19 protein-coding genes are annotated in these 19,674 nt (G+C 68.8%); 5 read left to right on the plus strand and 14 right to left on the minus strand.

What is annotated here, in order from left to right:
- Window positions 1–93: 93 nt before the first annotated feature.
- The 3 genes from ACR4XW_RS01920 to ACR4XW_RS01930 are packed head-to-tail and all read right to left on the minus strand — an operon-like array spanning window position 94 to window position 2,581.
- Window positions 94–819, minus strand: coding sequence for a GntR family transcriptional regulator (locus ACR4XW_RS01920; protein WP_434758818.1), 726 nt, complete (start codon window positions 817–819; stop codon window positions 94–96).
- Window positions 816–1,913, minus strand: coding sequence for a zinc-binding dehydrogenase (locus tag ACR4XW_RS01925; protein WP_434758819.1), 1,098 nt, complete (start codon window positions 1,911–1,913; stop codon window positions 816–818). Before ACR4XW_RS01925 ends, ACR4XW_RS01920 begins: the two co-directional genes overlap by 4 nt.
- Entirely contained in the window at window positions 1,910–2,581 is a 672-nt protein-coding gene (locus ACR4XW_RS01930) for a phosphonatase-like hydrolase (protein WP_434758820.1), read from the minus strand. The genes ACR4XW_RS01925 and ACR4XW_RS01930 overlap by 4 nt, the downstream gene beginning before the upstream one ends.
- 135 nt (window positions 2,582–2,716) lie before the next feature.
- Here ACR4XW_RS01930 and ACR4XW_RS01935 point away from each other — a divergent pair, with 135 nt between their 5' ends.
- Window positions 2,717–3,844, plus strand: coding sequence for a TIGR03364 family FAD-dependent oxidoreductase (locus ACR4XW_RS01935; protein WP_434758821.1), 1,128 nt, complete (start codon window positions 2,717–2,719; stop codon window positions 3,842–3,844).
- A 2-nt stretch (window positions 3,845–3,846) separates the two neighbouring features.
- Here the strand turns inward: ACR4XW_RS01935 and ACR4XW_RS01940 are convergent, their stop codons facing one another.
- The 4 genes from ACR4XW_RS01940 to ACR4XW_RS01955 form a co-directional block, all read right to left on the minus strand.
- Window positions 3,847–5,346, minus strand: coding sequence for a lantibiotic immunity ABC transporter MutE/EpiE family permease subunit (locus tag ACR4XW_RS01940; RefSeq protein ID WP_434758822.1), 1,500 nt, complete (start codon window positions 5,344–5,346; stop codon window positions 3,847–3,849).
- Complete coding sequence (locus tag ACR4XW_RS01945; RefSeq protein ID WP_434758823.1) at window positions 5,343–6,077, minus strand: ATP-binding cassette domain-containing protein; 735 nt, start codon at window positions 6,075–6,077, stop codon at window positions 5,343–5,345. The genes ACR4XW_RS01940 and ACR4XW_RS01945 overlap by 4 nt, the downstream gene beginning before the upstream one ends.
- A 95-nt stretch (window positions 6,078–6,172) precedes the next feature.
- Window positions 6,173–6,919, minus strand: a complete 747-nt coding sequence (locus tag ACR4XW_RS01950; protein ID WP_434758824.1) for a response regulator — start codon at window positions 6,917–6,919, stop codon at window positions 6,173–6,175.
- Window positions 6,916–8,085, minus strand: coding sequence for a sensor histidine kinase (locus tag ACR4XW_RS01955; RefSeq protein ID WP_434758825.1), 1,170 nt, complete (start codon window positions 8,083–8,085; stop codon window positions 6,916–6,918). The genes ACR4XW_RS01950 and ACR4XW_RS01955 overlap by 4 nt, the downstream gene beginning before the upstream one ends.
- 118 nt (window positions 8,086–8,203) lie before the next feature.
- Here ACR4XW_RS01955 and ACR4XW_RS01960 point away from each other — a divergent pair, with 118 nt between their 5' ends.
- Window positions 8,204–9,304, plus strand: a complete 1,101-nt coding sequence (locus ACR4XW_RS01960; RefSeq protein WP_434758826.1) for a baeRF3 domain-containing protein — start codon at window positions 8,204–8,206, stop codon at window positions 9,302–9,304.
- A gap of 57 nt (window positions 9,305–9,361) precedes the next feature.
- Here ACR4XW_RS01960 and phnE read toward each other — a convergent pair whose 3' ends face one another.
- From phnE to ACR4XW_RS01985, 5 genes are all read right to left on the minus strand, one after another.
- Entirely contained in the window at window positions 9,362–11,050 is a 1,689-nt protein-coding gene (gene phnE / locus ACR4XW_RS01965; RefSeq protein WP_434758827.1) for a phosphonate ABC transporter, permease protein PhnE, read from the minus strand.
- A gap of 8 nt (window positions 11,051–11,058) precedes the next feature.
- Window positions 11,059–11,868: a phosphonate ABC transporter ATP-binding protein gene (gene phnC / locus ACR4XW_RS01970; protein ID WP_434758828.1), complete on the minus strand. Its 810-nt coding sequence runs from the start codon at window positions 11,866–11,868 to the stop codon at window positions 11,059–11,061.
- Window positions 11,869–11,911: 43 nt separating this feature from the next.
- Window positions 11,912–12,868 carry a phosphate/phosphite/phosphonate ABC transporter substrate-binding protein gene (locus ACR4XW_RS01975; protein ID WP_434758829.1) on the minus strand — a complete coding sequence of 319 codons (957 nt, stop codon included), beginning with the start codon at window positions 12,866–12,868 and terminating at the stop codon, window positions 11,912–11,914.
- Between the two features lie 178 nt (window positions 12,869–13,046).
- Window positions 13,047–13,547: a YflT domain-containing protein gene (locus ACR4XW_RS01980; protein WP_434759392.1), complete on the minus strand. Its 501-nt coding sequence runs from the start codon at window positions 13,545–13,547 to the stop codon at window positions 13,047–13,049.
- Between the two features lie 224 nt (window positions 13,548–13,771).
- The gene (locus ACR4XW_RS01985) at window positions 13,772–14,716 is read right to left on the minus strand and encodes an HpcH/HpaI aldolase/citrate lyase family protein (RefSeq protein ID WP_434758830.1); all 945 of its coding nucleotides are present in this window, start codon (window positions 14,714–14,716) and stop codon (window positions 13,772–13,774) included.
- A gap of 74 nt (window positions 14,717–14,790) precedes the next feature.
- Between ACR4XW_RS01985 and ACR4XW_RS01990 the strand changes: the two genes are divergently transcribed.
- Genes ACR4XW_RS01990 through ACR4XW_RS02000 form a run of 3 tightly spaced genes read left to right on the plus strand, consistent with a single transcriptional unit; the run spans window position 14,791 to window position 17,741 of the window.
- Window positions 14,791–16,062, plus strand: coding sequence for a magnesium transporter MgtE N-terminal domain-containing protein (locus tag ACR4XW_RS01990; RefSeq protein ID WP_434758831.1), 1,272 nt, complete (start codon window positions 14,791–14,793; stop codon window positions 16,060–16,062).
- Window positions 16,052–16,558 (plus strand): DUF1003 domain-containing protein, encoded by a 507-nt coding sequence (locus ACR4XW_RS01995; protein ID WP_434758832.1) that lies wholly within the window; start codon window positions 16,052–16,054, stop codon window positions 16,556–16,558. The genes ACR4XW_RS01990 and ACR4XW_RS01995 overlap by 11 nt, the downstream gene beginning before the upstream one ends.
- Window positions 16,559–16,568: 10 nt before the next feature.
- Window positions 16,569–17,741, plus strand: coding sequence for an Mrp/NBP35 family ATP-binding protein (locus ACR4XW_RS02000; protein ID WP_434758833.1), 1,173 nt, complete (start codon window positions 16,569–16,571; stop codon window positions 17,739–17,741).
- A gap of 34 nt (window positions 17,742–17,775) precedes the next feature.
- On the opposite strand, the gene ACR4XW_RS02005 is transcribed toward ACR4XW_RS02000, so the two are convergent.
- Both ACR4XW_RS02005 and ACR4XW_RS02010 read right to left on the minus strand, forming a co-directional pair.
- Window positions 17,776–18,177, minus strand: a complete 402-nt coding sequence (locus ACR4XW_RS02005) for a sec-independent translocase (RefSeq protein WP_434758834.1) — start codon at window positions 18,175–18,177, stop codon at window positions 17,776–17,778.
- A gap of 19 nt (window positions 18,178–18,196) precedes the next feature.
- Window positions 18,197–19,309, minus strand: coding sequence for a S1C family serine protease (locus ACR4XW_RS02010; protein ID WP_434758835.1), 1,113 nt, complete (start codon window positions 19,307–19,309; stop codon window positions 18,197–18,199).
- Window positions 19,310–19,674: the final 365 nt, after the last annotated feature.

The following is a 19,674-nucleotide window of genomic DNA, read 5'->3' on the forward strand; positions in this document are numbered from 1 at the left end:
GCAATGTGACCGGAAGGTGAACCGGCCATGAATCCGGTATGGGCTTGGCCCGGTTCGGCCTGCGCTCCCGCGCCACCGACTGCGTGGCACCGATCAGGCGCGGACGGGTGGTTGGAAGTCGTCGTCGAGCTCGCACACGATCCGGATCACGTCGATCCGGGTCCAGGCGCGGCTGGCCATCAGCGGTTGTCCGGTTTTGCCGTCGCGGGTGCAGGAATCAACCACCCAGGTGCGTGACCCGCGGGGCAGTGCCAATCGCTCGTGCACCATCGGCGGCGGCGGGTCGACCGTGGCCCGGAACCAGGCCCGCACGGGTTCGTGCCCCGACCCACGCAGTAGCTCCTCGACCGATTCGATCACCGTCAGGCCGACTTCGGGGTGCAGGATCACACCGGGAGCGAGCCATTCCTGCAGGAACATCGTCGGCTGGTCGTCGACATAGCCGAGTCGTTCCAGCCGCACCAGCGGGGTGCCCGGGGCGACGTTGAGGATTCTGGCCAACGTCTCGGGGGCACTGTGGTTGCCGATCGCCACCACGAAGGTGCGCGCGGTGCGTCCGGCCTCGGCGATGGTGGCGTGCAGGGACGGCTTGCGCGACCGCGAGATGACGTAGTCGAGGCGTTCATTGACGAAGGTGCCCGCACCCTGCACCCGCCGCACCAGGTAGCGCGCCTCTAGTTCACGCAGCGCAGAGCGGGCCAGTGACCGGCTGACGTCGTAGCGGGTCATGATGTCGTGTTCGCTGGGCACCCGTTCCCCGTGGCGCATCGCGCCGATCCGTTCCTCGAGCAGGGTGACCAGTTCTCGTCCGGAGGTCATCGGGCACCTCCGAGCCGGACGCTGTCGCGCAGTACCTCGGGTCGGGCCGGGCGGCTCAGCAGTTCGGGCAGGTCGGCCAGGTCGACCGGTTCGCCGATCACCAGGTGCCAGGGCCAGTGGGTGCCGGCCAGGAAGCGGATCGCCTCGCTGAGGTGTCGGGGTTCGTAGTTGTGCACCCCGCGCACGGTGAGCAGTCGGCGCACCATGTTCTCGGGGTCGAGGTCGACGGTGCCGCGGGGGGCGACCGATCCGGCCAGCACCAGTACCCCGCCGATGTCCAGGGCGGCGAGCCCGGCACGGACCGCGGACGGGTGGCCGGACAGTTCGAAGACCACGTCGGCGATCTGCCCCTCGGCGGTGTCGGTGACCTCGGTGGCACCGAACGCGCCGGCCAGTTCGCGACGGGTCGGGTCGGGATCGACCACCACCACCGCTTCGGCACCCACGGACGCGGCGATGGCCGCGGCGTACAGGCCCAGCATGCCCGCGCCGATGACCAGCACCCGCTGCCCCGAGATCGGGGCGATGTCGGTGGCGGCCTGCCAGCAGGCCATCACGGTGGCCGTGGCGCAGGCTGCGGTGGCTGCCGTGAGGTCGTCGATCTCGGGCGGTACCACCGCGATCGCGAGCCCGGCCGGCAGCACCACATGACTGGCATAACCGCCCGACAGCGGCCAACCGGATTCCAGCGCCTCGTGGCCGGTCTTGCGCAGGTTGCGGCATTTTGCACTCAGTCCGGCCTGGCAGCGGTCGCACCGTTCGGCACCGGCACAGGAGGCGATCACCGACCAGATCACCCGGTCGCCGACCCGCAGTTCGGCACCGTCCACGTCGAGCCGTCCCGGCGGTACCCGCACCAGCGTGCCGACGGCCTCGTGTCCCAGCACCGAGGGGCAGGCGGCCGATCGGCGGCCCTCGACGGTGTGCCGGTCCGAGCCGCACACGGTCGCGTAGTCGACGCGCACCACGGCGTCGTCGGGCCCGGGGGTCAGCGGCAGATCGGCAAGCTCGAAGGAGGCACCGCCCGGGCCCGTGCCCTGCCAGACCAGGGCCGTTGCGCGCTCCGGCAGTTCGACGGGCACTGGGGTGTTCACCCCTGTTGCAGGACGGTGGGCAGGTCCGCGACCGAGTCGATCAGGAAATCGGGCTGCTCGGCGGCCAGGGCCTCACGGCCGACCTCACCGGTCAGCACACCGACAGCCAGCACGCCGGCGTTACGGGCGGCGCGGATGTCGGCCAGGGTGTCGCCGACCGCGGCCACCTTGCGCACATCGGTGACCCGCATCGCTTCCATCGCGTGGTGGATCAGGTAGGGCGCGGGGCGTCCGGCGGCGACGGTGTCGGCCGGCACCAGGCCGTCCAGGTCGCGTCCGACCTTCCAGCCGGCGGCTTCGATGACCGTCTCGGCGATGTCGGTGGAGAAACCGGTGGTGAGTACCACCTTCACGCCGGCCGACCGCAGTGCCGCGATCGCCTCGGGCACCCCGGGGAAAGGCATCGGCGGTTCGTCCCGGTAGGCCTGCTTCAGATTCTCGGTGAACCAGCGGTAGGCCTCGTCGATCATCTGTTCGTCCGCGTCGACCCCGCCGAGTTCCAGCAGGTTGGTGATCGCGGTGCGCTTCTCGGTGCCCATCCAGTTGGCGAAGACGTCCTCGCTCACCGTGGCTCCCCGATCGGTGACCGCTTGGCGCAGCATCCGATACACGTGGCCGCGTTCATCGACGGTGGTACCGGCCACATCGGAGGCGACAAGTTCAAACATGCCCTCGACCCTAGTTGGCGATGGGTGACCGGATTCCCCTCCTCCGGCAACGCGGCGGTTACACACAGGTGAATCCCCGGATAGCCGGTGCGGGCGATTCGCCACCGGAGCCGGCGGCACGAGACGATCACGGATATGAACGACGCACGCAGTGACCTGGTCATCGTCGGTGGTGGGATCATCGGCCTGGCCCATGCTTTCGAGGCTGTTCGGCGGGGTTTGCGGGTGCAGTTGATCGAACGTGACCGTCGCCCGGTGGGGGCTTCGGTGCGCAACTTCGGCCATGCCTGCATCACCGCCCAGAGTGGGCCGTTGGCCGACCTGGCGATGCACTCGCGGGTGGGCTGGTTGCGGGCCGCGGAGGAGGCGGGTTTCTGGGCCCGCGAGGCAGGTTGTGTGGTGGTCGCCCGCAGCGAGGCCGAGTTGGCCGTGTTGGAGGCTTTCCGGGCCGACCGGGGGGCCGAGGACGTGCACCTGCTGGCAGCCGATCAGGTACGCGACCGGCTGCGCAGCGACGACTCCGAGCCGGACCCGCGGATCGTCGGTGGGGCCTTCTTGCCCCTGGATCTGCGGGTCGACCCGCGCACCACCGCGCCGATGCTGGCCGACTGGTTGGCCGCCCATCCGCTGGTGGATCTGCATTGGGGTACGCATGCCCACCACGTCGATTCGGGGGTGGTGCACACCAACCGCGGACAGGTGCGGGGCCAACACGTGTTGGTGTGTGTCGGCCACGACCTCGACCGCCTGCACCCCGCCGATGCCGAACGTCACCAGGTGCGGCGCTGTCGGCTGCAGATGGCTCTGGTCGATCAGCCGGGCGGTTACACCCTGGATTCGGCGGTGCTGACCGGCACCTCGATGCTGCGGTATGCGGCGATGGCCGGCACCCCTGCTGCGGTGACGGTTCGGGAGGAGTTGACCGCGGCCGAGCCGGAGTTGATGGCGATGGACCCGAATGTGATGTTCACCCGGCGTCCGGACGGCACCTTGCTGATCGGTGATTCGCACCATTACGACCTCACGGTCGATCCCTTCCTGGAAGAGGACATTTCCGAGCGGTTGTTGGCCGAGGTGGCCACCATCACCGGCACGAACCGGTGGCGGGTGCGGCAGCGCTGGCAGGGCGTGTACGCCCATTCGCCGCTGACCGACCTGCTGGTCACCACCCCGGCTCCCGGGGTGACCACGGTGACGGTCACCTCCGGAATCGGGATGACGCTGGCCTTCGGCGTCGCCGGCCGTACCCTCGACCGGCTCTAACCTCAGCGGGCGGCCGCGCGGCGCAGGGCGCGCCACCAGCCGAGCCCGGCTGCTGCGGCGACGACCGCCGAGGCGGTACCGGCCAGCAGTGCTCGCGGCCAGGTCGTGGCACTGTGCGGCCAGCCGAACCAACCCACCAGCCAGGTGGTGCCCTCGGCGAGCCAACTGCCGCCGAAGACCAGGCTGATCACCAGCCCGACCAAGGTCACCCCCAGGGTGGCGGCGGTGCCGAAGCGGGTGACCAGCCACAGGTCCACCATCAGGGTGGCCAGGCCGACCAGCCACAGCAGAGTCAGGAACCTGATCGGTTCGGCCGGGCCGGCGCCGCCGCTCAGCCACAGCCCGCCGCCGATGGCCGCGACGATCACGGTCAGGATCACCCCGCACACCAGCCCCAGGCTCGCCCCCAGCACCGCCGGACGGGTGCGCAGCACCGCCACCGGCCAGGCCGATTCATGGGCGGTCCAGGCCAACACCGCCAGTACCGCGCACCCGATCGGGATCACCAGCCAGGTCGCCAGACCGGCGACGTAGGCACCGTTCCAGACCAGCGCGACCACGGCGAAGACCACGATCGTCAGCGCCACCAGGGGCCACACCGCGGTACCGGCGAGCACCTGCAGGTGTGCGGCCACCGGACGCCGACGCCCCTGCATCACCTCGTGGTCGGCCACCGGCTGGCTCACCGGCGTCGACACCACATGGGCGGCTTCGCGACGCTGCTGACGCTTCGGTCGGCCCCCGCGCCCGGCCGAAGCTCCGCCGGCGGTCAGGGCCAGGGCGCCGATGCACAGCCCGGCCACGAGCACCGCTGCCAGGGTCGGCAGCCACGGGTTGCTCAGCCACAGCGGCGAGCCGGCTTCCAGCCGCACCGCATTGGCATGGATGCCCAGTACCGGCAGCACGGCCCGCACCGGCCAGGCCCAGGGCTGGGTCCACCAGATCGACGACTCGGCCAGCACGGTGCCGGCCACCTGCCACACCACCATCAGACCGATGGTGGCGAGCATGCCGATTCGTCGGGCCAGGACGAAGGACACCGCCGCCGGCAGCAGCGAAGCACCCCACAGCACCAGCCAGAGGGTGACGAACCGGCCGAAGGGCGGCTCGTCCAGCCCCTGCAGCAGACCGAAGCCGAGCAGCGGGGCGGTGATGGCCAGATGGAACAGGCCCAGTTGGCCGGTGATCACCAGAAAGCGCGCCAGGATCGCGGTTCGTGGTGCCAGCGGACGGGCCCAGGTGCCGCCGTCGCGGGCCTTGGCCTCGCGGCTCACGGTCATGCCCACCAGCAGCCCGACCAGGGGGGCGAGCAGACCGGTGGCATACATCGACTGCCAGCCGAAGAGACCGAACCAGTCGGGGGCCGAACTGGTGGCCACCAGCCACCAGCCCAGGCCCTGGAGCAGGCACAGGATCAGACCGACCAGGGCGAACCGGGCCGAGGCACTGCCCCGGGTGCGAACGAGTTCGGCGCGTACTGCCGCAGTGGTACCGATACTCATGACCTCACCTGCCCGGTCGGGGCGGGAACCTGCCCGGTGGCAGCCAGGTAGGCGCCCTCGAGGTCGTCGTGGGCGAAGTCGGCCAGCGGGCCCTCGTAGACCAGCCGGCCCGAGGCCAGCACGCCGATGTCGTCGGCGAGCCGGACGACCTCGCCCAACTGGTGTGAGCTGATCAGCACGGTACGGCCGGCGGCCGCCAGGGAACGGATCAAGCTGCGCAGTTCGATGATGCCTTCGGGGTCCAGGCCGTTCTGGGGCTCGTCCAGCACCAACACCTCGGGGTCGGTCAGCAGGGCGATCGCCAGCGCCAGTCGGGCCTTCATGCCGGTGGAGAAGGTCTTGGCCTTCTTCTTACCGGTGTCGGCCAGCCCCACCTGCTGCAGCACCGCGGTGACCCGGTTGTCATCGACACCGGTGAGTCGGGCGTGTACCCGCAGGTTGTTGCGGGCGCTCAGATGCGAGTACAGGGCGGGCCCGTCGATACTGGCCCCGACCTTGCTCAGCGAGTCACGCTGCCAGGGCTTGCCGAGCAGGTAGCCGGTACCGGCATCGGCGGGCAGCAGGCCGAGCATGATCTTCAGGCTGGTCGACTTGCCGGCCCCGTTGCGGCCGAGCAGCGCGTACACCCGGCCGGGGGTGACGGTGAGGTCGAGCCCGTTGAGGACACGGTGGCCACCGAAGGACTTCACCAGTCCTCGGCAACCCAGGATCGGATGTGCGTTCGTAGTCATGTCTCCAGCGTGGCGACGCGGACCGGTGCGGACATCCTGCCGGGGAAGGGTTCTGCCGGGCCGCGGCGACGGTGCTCTCCTCCCCCGGTAGGAGGTCAGCCCAGGGGTACCGAGCGTTGGGCCGGGCCGCCGACCAGCCCGACGCTGTGGGCCAGCACCACCAGCGCGACCCGGTCGCGGGCCTGCAGCTTCATCAGCAGGTTGCCGACGTGGGTTTTCACCGTGGTTTCGGCGATGAAGAGGTCTTCGGCGATCTCGGTGTTGCTGCGGCCGCGGCCGATCAGGGTGAGCACCTCGAGTTCGCGGGCGGTCAGTTCGGCGGGTAGTTCCGGGCCCGGTTCGGACGCGGCTTCGGTGGGCCGTCCGTCGTCGGGCCCTGCTTCGTCGGGCCGTGCTTCGTCGGACGGGAGTTCTCGACCGGTGCGCAGGGCGTCGAGCAGGGCGGGGGCGGCCTGACTCGCGATCACCGCCTCGCCGCGGTGCACCGCCCGGATCGCGTCGAGCACCTGATCGGGGTCGGCGTCCTTGAGCAGGAATCCCCGGGCCCCGGCGCCGATCGCCGACAGCACCAGTTCGTCGACGTTGAAGGTGGTCAGGATCAGTACCCGGGGTCGGTCGCGGTCGGCGACGATGCGTCGGGTGGCGGCCACCCCGTCCAGCCGTGGCATTCGGATGTCCATCAACAGCACATCGACCTCGTGCCGGTCGCACAGGTCGATCGCCTCGAGCCCATCGCTGCCGGTGCCGACCACGGTCAGGTCGGGCTGGTTGTTCACCAGGGCCGCGAAGGCCGAGACGAGCAGCGATTGATCGTCGACGATGCCGACCCGCACCTGGCTCATCGTCGGTCCTCCTCGCCCTCGACCGGCAGGCTGACCCGTAGTTCGAATCCGTCACCGCGGGTGCCGCTGGTGATCGTACCGCCGCTCAGCGCGACCCGTTCGCGCAAACCGGGCAACCCGTAGCCGCCGGATTCGCCCCGGGCCACCGCATCGTTGGTGATCTCCACCCGGCATGCACCGCCCTCCTCGGCGAGGGTGAGAGTGGCCCGAGGCTCGGGGCCGCCGTGCTTGATCACGTTGCTGAGGCCCTCCTGGACGATCCGCACCACGGCCAGTCGCACCGGGGCGGGCCAGTCCTGTTGCCACCGCTGCAGGGTTTCCTCCCCCGGCAGGTCGCTGGTCAGCCGCACCCCGGAGGCCTCGGCCTCGGCGGCCAGCGCCGGCACCCGCAGCAGGTCACCGGAAACCCCTTGATCGGACGCGTTGTCGCGCAACACGCTCACCAGGGAACGCAACTCGTTCAGGGCGGTGCGGGAGGCATCGCGCACCCCGGTCAGGGCCTCGCGCAATTGGGCCTCCCCGCCCAGGGCGAGGCCGGTATTGGCCTGTACGGTCACCACCGCGAGGCTGTGCGCGACGATGTCGTGCACCTCGCGGGCGATCCGGGCACGTTCGGCCTCCTCGGCCAGTTCGACCTGGCGGGCCAGGGCACGTTCGTGCTCGCGGCGTTGCCGCTCGACCAGTTCCCGGTGCGCGAGTTCGGTGCGCCGGCGCCCACTGGCCCACAAGTACGTGCCGACCATGCCGAGAATCATCAGCGGCACCAGACCACTGCCACCGCCGGGCATCCGGCCGGCCGGGCTGATGAACGCCCCGGCGATTCCCAACAGCAATCCGGCGATCCCCCAGATCGTGGGTTCGTGCCGGGCCACCACGTACAGCGACAGCGGTGCGCACAACACCAGCGGGCTGACCCCGAGGTTGACCGGTGCGATCCACACCAGTGCGGCGAGTAGGGCCAGCAGCAGATAGGTGGCCACGAAGGACGTTCGTCGCCGGGTTCGGCGCACCGCCACCATCGCGGTCAGCCCGAGATGGATCGCGATCTCGGCGACCACGTACCACTGGACACCGTGATCGAGCCCGGCCAGGGCCACCAGCACGGTCAGTGCCAGTGCCACCGCGGCCAGGATCAGGTCGGCGATCGGAGGACGGTGGCTGGTCACGGGGTCGATCCTAGGCTGCGGTCCACGAGCTCGCCTCCTACCGAGGGAGGAGGCCAACAACTGGCTCGATAAGGTGGTTGGTCCCGAGTTGGCCCTCGGGATTCATGAGAGGAGCGCCATGACCGATCAGACCTCCGAACGTTTCAGCGACATCGTCGATGAAGTCACCCCCGACACCTTGAAAGAGCTCGCCGGCTTGCAGTCCCCGGTGGTGTCGTTGATGTTGCCGACCCACCGCGACCGCATCGACACCCGGCACGATTCCCTCATTCTGCGCAATCTGGCCCAGGAAGCCGCCGGGCAGTTGCGCGACCAGGGTGCGGATGCCGATGCCGTCCTCGCCCCGATCATGCGGTTGGTCGACGACGGAGGTTTCTGGCGTCGCCAGGGCGACGGGCTCGCGGTGTTCGCCGACGCCGAGCAGCACCACGTCTTCCGGGTTCCCCGCCGACTCCCGCAGCTCGCCCGGGTGGGTGCCGCTCCCCTGCTGTGGCCGCTGTTCCGGGTCGCCTCCGGTGATGAGGCCTTCTACATTCTGGCCTTCAGCCAGAAGAGCGTGCGCCTGTTCGAGGGCAGCCGCGACTCGATTCACGAACTCGAACTCACCCATGCCCCCGCCTCGATGGACGAGATGGAGCGCAGCGGCACCAAGGAACCCGAGCTGCAACACCAGTCCTCCCCCGGTGGCGCGATCTTCCACGGCCACGGTGGCGCCGATACCGCGGCAACGGCGCTGCAGAAGTTCGTCGCCGAGGTGGCCGCCGGTGTGCGGCGTCAACTCGGTGCCGATAATCGCCAACCCCTGGTGTTGGCCGCGGTGGCCGAGCACCTGCCGCTGTTCCAGGCGACCGGACAGTTGCCAACCCTGGTCGACGAAGTGGTCGCCGGCAATCCCGACCGGTCGCGTCCGGACGAATTGTTGGCCGGCGCCTGGCCGGTGGCCCGTGGCCCGATCGAAGCGCGCCGGGCCGAACTGGCCGAACGGCTGGGCTCCGCCCGCGGTACCGGCAGTGCGGTGACTGACCCGGCCGAACTGCGCCGGGCCGCCGAGGAGGGACGGGTGGAGACCCTGCTGGCGCCGGTGGAGGTCGACGCCCAGAGCGCCCCGGCCGGTGAGGATGCCGACCTGGCTGTGGTGGCGGCGCTGCGCACCGGTGCGACCATCGCGGTCAGCGAGTTGCCCGAAGGGGTGTCGCTGGCAGCGCTGCTGCGGTTCTGATGCGGCGGTTCTGACGAGTTTGGTGGTCGATGCTTCTCGATCTGCCGGTGTGCCGGGCTACTTGACCGCTCGGCGCACCCAGATCGAGAGCGCTTCGACGATGAGCACCACGATCAGGATCAGGAACACGATGGTGCTGACCACGTCGAACTGCATCACCCGGGAGGCGTTCATCAGCAGGTAGCCGATGCCGCCGGCACCGACGATGCCCAACAGGGTCGCCGAGCGGATGTTCACGTCCAGCAGGTACATGATGTGGGCCACGAAGGACGGTAGGGCCTGACGGACGGTGACGCCGAAGAAGACCTGCACCCGGGTGGCCCCGTTGGCGCGCACCGCGTCCTGGACGGCGACATCGGTCTCTTCCAGGGAGTCGGCGATCAGCTTGCTCAGCAGACCGACCGCACCGATGGCCAGGGCGAGGGTGCCGGCCACCCCGCCCAGCCCGGTGATCACCACGAAGATGATCGCCAGGATGAGTTCGGGCATCCCGCGTACCATCACGATCAGCACCCGGAAGAAGTTGTGGATCGCCGGGTTGGGCACCACATTGCGGGCCGCGAAGATGCCGATCGGGACGGCCAGGATCGAACCCAGCAGGGTCGCGGCCAGTGCGATCTGCACGGTGAGCAGCATCTGCTGCAGCAGTGACGGCAGCAGTTCGCCGTCGAGGTTGGGTGGCAGGAACAGGCCGATGGTGTTCGGGATGCTCCAGATGCCCTGGCCGATGGTGCCCCAGCTCAGGTCCGAACCCACGAAGGATGCGAGCACGATCAGGGTCAGCACCCCGATGGACAGGAAACGCGAGACCCGCTCCGGCGTCCAGGGTGGGGTGAGGCGCTCCCGGGTCGCGGCCGGTCCGCCGCTGACCCAGCCGCCGGACACCTTGTCGGCCCAGGTCTTGGGGGTGCTGCTCTCCTTGCCGGCCAGCAGCCGGGCCCGGATCGCACCGGAGAGGAGTTCGATCACGATGCACAACACCAGCACCGTCAGCGCCAGGGCCATCCCGCGCTGGTAGTTCAACGAGCGCAGCGACTCGGAGATGCCCTTACCGATACCACCGACACCGACATAGCCCAGGATCACCGAGGTACGCAGGTTGATGTCGAAGCGGTGCAGGGCGGTGGCGATCAGTTGCGGCATCAACTGGGGCATGATGCCCGAGGTGATCCGCTGCCAGCGGGTTCCGCCGGCCGCCCGGATCGCCTCCTGCGGCCCGTTGTCGAGCGATTCGATCGCGTCGGCGTACAGCTTGGCGATCATGCCGACCGAGTGCAGGCCCATCGCCAGGATGCCGGGCAGGGCACCCAGGCCGAAGATCCGCAGGAAGACGATCGCCAGGATCAGGTCCGGCACGGCCCGGGCGATCACGATGATCGTGCGCGAACTGCTCCGGGCGAAGTTGGAGGTGGTGGTGTTCGAGGCCGCCCACAGGGCGATCGGCACCGACAGCACCACCGACAGTCCGGTGGCCAGGGTGACGATGGCGAGGGTCTCGGCCACCATCGACAGCAGCACCAGGGGTTCGGGGAAGTCCAGTGGGAACATCCGGGCGACGAACCGCTGCGCGTTCTCGATCGAATCGAGGATGCTGGCGATGTTGATCCGCAGGTCGATCACCGACCAGACGGAGGCGGCGAAGAGGGCGACGAGCACCGACCAGACGGCGATGGTGTTGGCCGAGGGGGCGGGACGTTTCGGCAGTTCCCGCTGGACGGGGCGGCGCTGAAGGGTGCCGGTGGACATGGCGAGCCTCAGCCGGCCACGGGGGCGTCGGCGACCTCGATCTCGGTCGGATCGACCGACGAAACCGCGTCGTAGATGGTGAGCGCCTGATCGCTGGTCATGCCCTCGACGTGGCTGTCGAGCACCTTGCGTCCCGACTGCAGCCCGATGATGCGGTCGGCGAAGTCCATCGCCAACTGCACCTGATGCAGACTGCAGACCACGGTCAGGCCGTCCTCGGCGCTGATCCGGCGGATCAGGTCGATCACCTGGGCGCTGGAGACCGGGTCGAGGGAGGCGACCGGCTCGTCGGCGAGCAGCACATCGGGGCGCTGGATCAGCGCCCGGGCGATGGCCACCCGCTGCTGCTGTCCGCCGGACAGGGTGTCGGCGCGCTGGAAGGCCCGGTCGGCCAGGCCGACCCGCTCGAGCTGCTCCATCGCCTCGCGGCGGATGTCCTTGGGGTAGGTCATCAGCGACAGGCGCGGCCCGCGCATGCTGCCGAGTCGTCCGGTGCAGACGTTCTCCAGCACCGACATCGGGCCGACCAGGTGGAAGTTCTGGAAGATGAAACCGATCCGGCGGCGTACCTGCCGCAGGGTGCGGTCACCGGCCCGTTCGATCTGCTTGCCGAGCACCCGGACCTTCCCCGAGGTCGGCCGCTGCAGCCCGTTGATGTGGCGCAGCAGGGTTGACTTGCCGGAGCCCGACAGGCCCAACAACACCGTTACCTTGGCCGGCTCGAAGCTGGCGCTGAAATCGTCGAGGCCGAGCACGGTGGGGCTGAACCTCTTGGTGACGTTCTCCAGGACGATCGGGGCATCGTTGTTGTCGGGCATGTCAGGTCTCCGTGAGTCAGATTCGGGTGGGACGAACAGCCGATCAGCCGTTGCAGGCCTCGGCCTTGGTCAGCTCGCACACCTTGCGGACGCCGTCGTAATCGGCGTCGGTGACCTTCTTGAAGCCCCAGGAATCCTCGGGGAGCTTGCAGCTCTCGGGGCTCTCGCAGACGCCGGCCTCGGTCATGGCGTCCACGTTGCCCTTCTCGATCAGGACGCTGCGGAGCACTTCCTGGGTTTCCTCGTCGATGGTGTCGTTGTTCATGGCCAGCGGCGAGCCCATGATCTGCTCCGACTCCCAGACCATCCGGAACTCGTCCTTGTTGATCTGACCGGACTCGGCCACCTTGTCGATCATCGCGTCGAAGGCGAAGCCGGCGTCGCACTGGCCGGAGTTGACCGCCAGCAGCGAGGCGTCGTGGCCACCGGCCATGACTTCCTTGACGTCCTTGGCCGGGTCGAGACCGGCTTCCAGCAGGCCGGCGCTCGGGTACAGGTAGCCCGAGGTGGAGGCCTTGTCGACGAAGCAGACGGTCTTGCCCTTGAGATCCTCGATCTTCTGGATGTCGGAGTCCTTCTTGACCCACAGCATCGAGGTGTAGCCGGGCTCCTCGTCCTCGCCGTCGACCATGGCGCCGATCGGCTCGATGTTGATGCCGCCGTCCTTGGCGATCTTGTACGAGAACGGGCCGTAGGAGGCGAGGTCGATCTTGCCGGCGCGCTGGCCCTCGATGACGGCCGCGTAGTCGGTGGCTTCCTGGAACTCGACCTTCTTGCCGGTCTCCTTCTCGATCACGGTGATCAGGGAGTCGAACTGGGCCTGCAGGTTGCCGGCCTCCTCCGAGGGCACGGAGGCCAGGATCAGGGTGTCCTTACCCTCGCCACCACCATCGGTGTTGGTCTTGGTGTCGTCGGCCGACGCGCCGCAACCGGCGAGCACGAGGGCCGCGGCCATCGACGCCACAGTGGCGACCTTGGCGCGGGTGAAGATGCGGGACATGAGTACTCCTGAGGGTGAGTGATAACTACTTCCAGGTGCACTAAAGAAGTCCCACCCCACTGAACCGCTACCCGCAGGTGAACAAACGGCAACCAGCCGACGACGAAACGGTTGGATGCGGGGGCAAGTGATGAACCGTTACCGTTTCGTTTCCGCGGCGCAGGTCCGGGGCGCGCTGCTACTCGAAGGCGCGGGCGCGTTCCCCCGGTTTCTCGTCCAGCAGGGCGCGGGCCTCGGCCCGGTGCTTGTGCTCGACCAGAACCTCGTAGCGGGTCGCCACGGTCTGGGTGATCGAGGTGAAGTCGCGGCGGCCGCCGGTGAGTGCGTACCCGATCGCGGCGAAGATCATGCTCACCGTGACACCGATCACCAGCGCGGCCAGCACCATCGCCAGGAACTGCTCGGGTGGAAAGAAGATCAGCGCCAACAGCGAGAAGAACACCGCCATCGACAGGCCGGAACCCATCGCACTGCGCAGCACGGTGCCCCAGTTCTTGCGTCCCAGTACCCGTTCGACCGACTTGAGATCGGTACCGACGATGCAGAGGTTCTCCACGGGGAATTTGCGGTCGGACAGGAAGTCGACCGCGGCCTGGGCGTCGTCGTAGGAGTCGTAGACGGCCAGCGATTGCGGGAAGTTCAGTTTGAACAGCGCGCGGGCATCGGACGTCGGTGGCATGGACACACTGCCAGCCTAACCGTCGGCACCCAGCGCGCCCCGCGCGGGCTTGCAGATGACTGGCGGCGGATCACATCGAGGCGATGGATGAAAACGCAACCGAATCGGCCATTTCGGGCCGAATTCGGCCCCCAGCCCCCGTTACGGGTGCGTTTGTGGTCGCGCGCACTTGGGGCCCGCCCAGGTTCAACGGGATTCGGGAGCAGCCGGATTCAGGTGACCGCTCACTCCCCGACCTGCAGGCCGGCGGCCCGGCCCCGGGCGGCGAGCACCGCGGCCAACTTCATTCCGGCCTCGTCGACCATCTCGTCGTCGACCACGATCGCCCCGACCGCGCCCCCCGCCTCGGCGGTGGCGTGTCGGTAGGCGGCCATGATCCGCTCCGAGCGGTCGAAGACGGCCTGGGTCGGGGTGAAGACCTCGTTGCCGGCCGCGATCTGGTCGGGGTGCAGCACCCACTTGCCGTCATACCCCAACGCGGCCGAACGCTCGGCCGCGGCCCGGAAGCCGTCGACATCGCGGATCGCGACATAGGGTCCGTCGATCGCGGCGATGCCGTGGGCCCGGGCGGCCACCAGGATGGTCATCAGCACGTGGTGGAAGGCATCACCGACATAGCCGGCCGGTTGGGCGCCGATGTTCAGGCTGGGCATCCCCATGCTGGCGGCGAAGTCGCCGGGCCCATACACCAGCGACCGCATCCGGGGGCTGGCCCCGGCGATCTCGTGGGCGGCGAGCAGACCGCGGGCGTCCTCGATCTGGGCCTCGATCCCGATCCGGCCCACGGGCAGGTCGGCCTGGTGTTCCACCTGACTGAGCAGCAGGTCCAGGGCGATGATCTGGGCGGCGGAGGTGACCTTGGGCAGTACCAGGGCGTCGATCCGGTCGCCGGCACCTCCGACGATGTCGATCACGTCCTGGTAGGTCCAGGGGCTGGTCCAGTCGTTCACCCGGACGGTGACGGTCGGGGCGGCCCACTCCCGGTGCAGGAAGTCGACGATCCGGGCCCGGGATTCGACCTTCGCGGGCGGTGCGACCGCGTCCTCCAGGTCCAGGAAGACCACGTCGGCGTCCAGGTTCATCGCCTTGGTCAGGAAGCGGTCGCTGGAGCCGGGCACCGCCAGCACGGTGCGGCGAATGACGGGGGCGGCATCGTCGGAAGTGAACACGGGGCGGGGCCTTTCGATCGTGATCGTTGCTGTGAGCCTAACCGAGCACCTCGCGCACCTAGTACCGTTCCCTCGTGGTCACCAATTCGACATCGATCTTCATCTCCCGCATCCGTGGCATGCCGGTGGTTGATACCGCCGGCGATCGGGTCGGCACGCTGCGCGATGTGGTGATCCAGGTGCGTTCGGCCGGCCGGGCCCCCCGTGCCAAGGGTTTGGTGGTTGAGTTGTTCGCCCGGCACCGGATCTTCGTGCCGATGGTGCGGGTCTACAGCGTGACCGCGATGCAGGTGGTGATCTCCGGGGTGGTGAACACCCGGCGCTTCGAACGTCGGGACGCCGAGAACCTGGTGATCGGTGACCTCTTCGATGCCAAGGTGACCCGGGCCGGGCATCAGGGCAATGCCTATGTCTTCGATATCGCGATGCGTCAGGTGCGCTCCCACGACTGGGAGATCAGCGAGGTGGCACTGCGCGACACCTCCCGTTCGAGGTTCGGTCGCCGCGGCCACGATGTGGTGGTCGACTGGTCGGAGGTGTCGGCCCTGAGCATGGGCTCGGGCCGCAGCACCAGCGAGTTGCTCGCCCAGATGGAGGACATGAAACCGGCCGACATCGCCCGCGAGCTGCACGATCTGACGCCGCAGCGACGCGCCGAGGTGGTCGCGGCCCTGGACGACGAAACCCTGGCCGACGCGGTCGAGGAGTTGCCCGAGGACGAGCAGATCCAGTTGATCTCGGCGTTGGGTACCGAGCGGGCCGCCGATGTGCTGGGTGAGATGGACCCGGACGATGCCGCCGACCTGGTGGCCGAGCTGTCCCCCGATGTGGCCGAAACCCTGCTGCGCGAGATGGAGCCGGAAGAGGCCGACGATGTGCGCCGATTGCTGCTGTACGAGGAGTTCACCGCCGGTGGTCTGATGACCCCCGAACCGGTGGTGGTCTCCCCCGATGACACGATCGCCACGGCCCTGGCCAAGGCCCGTAATCCCGATGTCACCCCCGCCCTGGCGTCCCAGGTGTATGTCACCCGGGCCCCGCTGGAAACCCCCACCGGTAGGTATCTGGGCACGGTGCACATTCAGCGGTTGCTGCGCGAACCGCCGTCGCTGATGGTGTCGGCGATGATCGACGGTGAACTGCAGCCCCTGCACCCGCACATGAGCCTGGCCGCGGTGTCGCGCTATTTCGCCACCTACAACCTGGTTTGTGCCCCGGTGGTCGACGACGACCGGCTGCTCGGGGCGGTGACGGTCGACGATGTGATCGACCACATGTTGCCGGACGACTGGCGCGGTGACCAGATGGACGGCATGGAACCCGAGGAGGTCGACGATGGCCGCTGAGGACGCGAACCGGCTCAACGTTCCCGGTCGCAGACGGCGCAGTCTGCTGCCCCGGGTACGCCTGGACGGGGACGCCTTCGGCGCCTTCGCCGAGGCCTTCGCCCGGTTCATGGGCACCGCCCAGTTCCTGGTCTGGATGACCGTCTTCGTCGCCGCCTGGGTGACGATCAACATGATCGGGCTGTTCGGTCTGAAGTGGGACCCGTATCCGTTCATCCTGCTGAACCTGTTCTTCTCCACCCAGGCCTCCTATGCCGCACCGCTGATTCTGCTGGCCCAGAACCGCCAGGAGGCCCGCGACCGGATCACCCTGGACCGTGACCGTGCCCAGGCCGCCCAGAGCCGCGCCGACATGGACTTCCTGGCCCGCGAAATCGCCGCCCTGCGGATGTCGGTCGGCGAGGTGGCAACCCGCGATTACATCCGCAACGAGCTGCGCGAGGAGGTTCGTGACGAACTACGGCGATGGCTCAATGACACAGACAAGGACGGTTAAGGTGGACCGCATGCCTGAAGTCGACACCGCGACCCCCGACCACCCGCTCCTGCCGGCGGTCACCGAAGCCCTCTCCCACGTCCAGGACCCGGAGATCAAGCAGCCGCTGCTGGATCTGGGGATGGTCGAATCTCTGAACATCAGCGATGACGGGGTGGTCGACATCAAGATCCTGCTGACCGTCTCGGGTTGCCCGATGAAGGACACCCTGCGCACCGACACCACCAAGGCGCTGAACGGAGTGACCGGGGTGACCGCGGTGAACGTCGAGCTCGGGGTGATGAGCGACGAGCAGCGCACCGCCCTGCGCACCCAGTTGCGCGGCGGGATCGCCGAGCGGGAGATTCCCTTCGCCAAGCCCGGTTCGTTGACCAAGATCATCGCCATCTCGTCCGGTAAGGGTGGGGTCGGCAAGTCTTCGGTGACGGTGAACCTGGCCCGCTCCCTGGCCAGGGCCGGGCATTCGGTGGGCATTCTGGACGCCGATATCTACGGGCATTCGATTCCGCCGATGTTGGGCATCGCCGATGAGCGGCCCACGATGGTCGAAGACCTGATCATGCCGGTGCCGGCCCACGACATGAAGGTGATGTCGATCGGCATGCTCAAGGCCAGCCGCGATCAGGTGGTTGCCTGGCGCGGCCCGATCCTGGACCGGGCGCTGACCCAGATGCTCGCCGATGTGCACTGGGGTGACCTCGACTACCTGGTGATCGACCTGCCCCCGGGTACCGGTGATGTGGCGATCTCGCTGGGCCAGAAACTGCCCGGTGCCGAGGTGATCGTGGTGACCACCCCGCAGCAGGCGGCCGCCGAAGTGGCGCAGCGGGCCGGCACGATGGCCTCGATGATGCACCAGCGGGTGCTCGGTGTGGTTGAGAACATGTCCTACTTGGAGTCGGGCTGCCCCCATTGTGGGGAGAAGAGCCGGATCGACCTGTTCGGTACCGGTGGCGGTGCCGAGACCGCCGCGAACCTGACCAAGGCACTCGGCTACGAGGTGCCGTTGCTGGCCGAGGTGCCGCTCGACCCGCGGGTGCGGGCCGGCGCCGATGTGGGCGACCCGGTCGTTGACGCCGCCCCCGAATCGGCGGCCGCGCAGGCCCTGTCGTCGGTGGCCGAGACCCTGGCCAGCAAGGGTCGTGGGTTGGCCGGCATGCAGTTGGGCCTCTCGCCGATGTGACCCGGACGGCCACCGTTCAGGTGGCCCGCGTCGTTCAGGTGGCTTCCGCGTCGTAGGGCGCCGGGCCGCCCACCTCACCAGTTGGGGCCGGCGCCGGTGGTGAACCGTGCCGGGCACTCTCCCAGCGCAGTTGGTCGGTGGCCTCGCGCATCGCGACGGTCGACTCGTCCAGTTCGCGTTTCACATCGGCGACCAGCGGGTCCATCTCGTCCAACAGGTGTTTGCGGATGAAGGCCTTGGGGTCGCGGATATCGAAGTCCTCGTAGCCGGGGCCGAGTTCACTGCGGATCGTGGTTTGGGCGTTGTTGGCCACGTTGCGCAGGTAGGCGATGATCCGGGCGAGCTTGCGGGCCAGGTCGGGCAACTTGTCGGGGCCGAAGAGCAGAATGCCGATGATGATGAGGGCGAGGATCTCGCCGGCACCGACACCGAACATGCTGCACAGGGTAGCCCAGTCAGCCGACCCGGCCCTCCAGCGTGACGTCCACGCTCGCTTCCTTGCCGCCCCGGATGTAGTCGATCGAAATCTTCTCGCCCGGACGGTGGGTGCGGATCTGCACGATCAACTCGGTGCTGTCGTACACCGCCCGGCCGGCGACCGCGACCACCTTGTCACCGGCTCGCAGTCCGGCCGCAGCGGCCGGGCCCCCGCCGGTGATCTCGATCAGTTCGGCACCCGACTCGTCGGGGGTGTCGCGCACCTGGGCGCCGATCACCGGGTACTGGGCCTTGCCGTTGGCCTTGAGTTCGTTGGCGATCGTGATGGCCTGGTTGATCGGGATCGCGAAGCCCACCCCGATGCTGCCGGACTGCTGCTGTTGGTCTCCGAGGGTGAGGATCGCGGAGTTGATGCCGATCACCTTGCCCTCGGCATCGACCAGGGGGCCGCCGGAGTTGCCGGGGTTTATCGCCGCATCGGTCTGGATGCCGTTGATATAGGCCACTGCGGCCTCGGCATTGTTGTCGTCGCCGACCCGCACCGGCCGATCGAGCGAGGACACGATTCCCGAGGTCACCGAACCGCCCAGTCCGAGCGGGGAGCCGACCGCGATCGCGGGTTGCCCGGTGCGCACCTGGGAGGAATCACCGATCACCGCCGGGGTGAGATGTTCCCCGGCCGGGATCTTGATCACCGCCAGGTCGTAGCCGGGACTGCGGCCGACGATCTGGGCTCGCACCCGTGCCCCACCGGCGAGGATGACCTCGACCTGCGCACCGGAGGCACCGGCCTCAACCACGTGGTTGTTGGTCAGGATGTGCCCGTCCTTGCTGAGGATCACCCCGGAGCCGGCCGACCTGTTGGTGCCCGACCGGACGTGGATGGTGACCGTGCTGGGCAGCACCGCCGAGGCCACCGCCGACACATCTCCGGGCTTGTCGCTAGTGGCCGGTGAGGGCTCGGCGGACTTGCGACCGGCCGGTTCGGCCGTCGGCTCGGCGTCGCCGGTGGGGTCCTCGCTGCCGACGGTGGGTGAGGCGTTGGGCTCGGCACGGCCGGTGAGCAACAGCGCCGAACCGGCACCGGCCGCCCCACCGAACAACAGCGAGACCGCGGCGGTGAGCGCCACGAGGCGGCCCCAGCGCGGCCGACCGTTGCTCGGCGGGGCCGGACGCGGCGCGGGGGCCGTTGCTGCCGGCGCGGCGGTTGGCGGGGCACCCGTTACCGGGATGTTGGTTGTCGGGACGCCGGATGCCGGCGAGGCCGTCGTCGGAATGCTCGTGGTCGGACTGCTCGTTGGCGGATGACCCACCGGGGAGGAACCCGTCGGGCCGGCCGGAATTGCCGGTACCGGTTCGGTGGGCGGTGATGCCTGGTACGGCGCTCGGTAGTCGGGCATCGCCGCATACCGGGGAGCATCGGCCTCCCCGCCCGGGCCGACCGGATCACCGGGCTCTACCGGTTGTCCGCCGTGCGGTTCCGGTGGTGGGGCCC

The organism is Pseudenemella bisphenolivorans (assembly GCF_051133435.1).
Taxonomy (GTDB): Bacteria; Actinomycetota; Actinomycetes; order Propionibacteriales; family Propionibacteriaceae; genus JAAYAO01.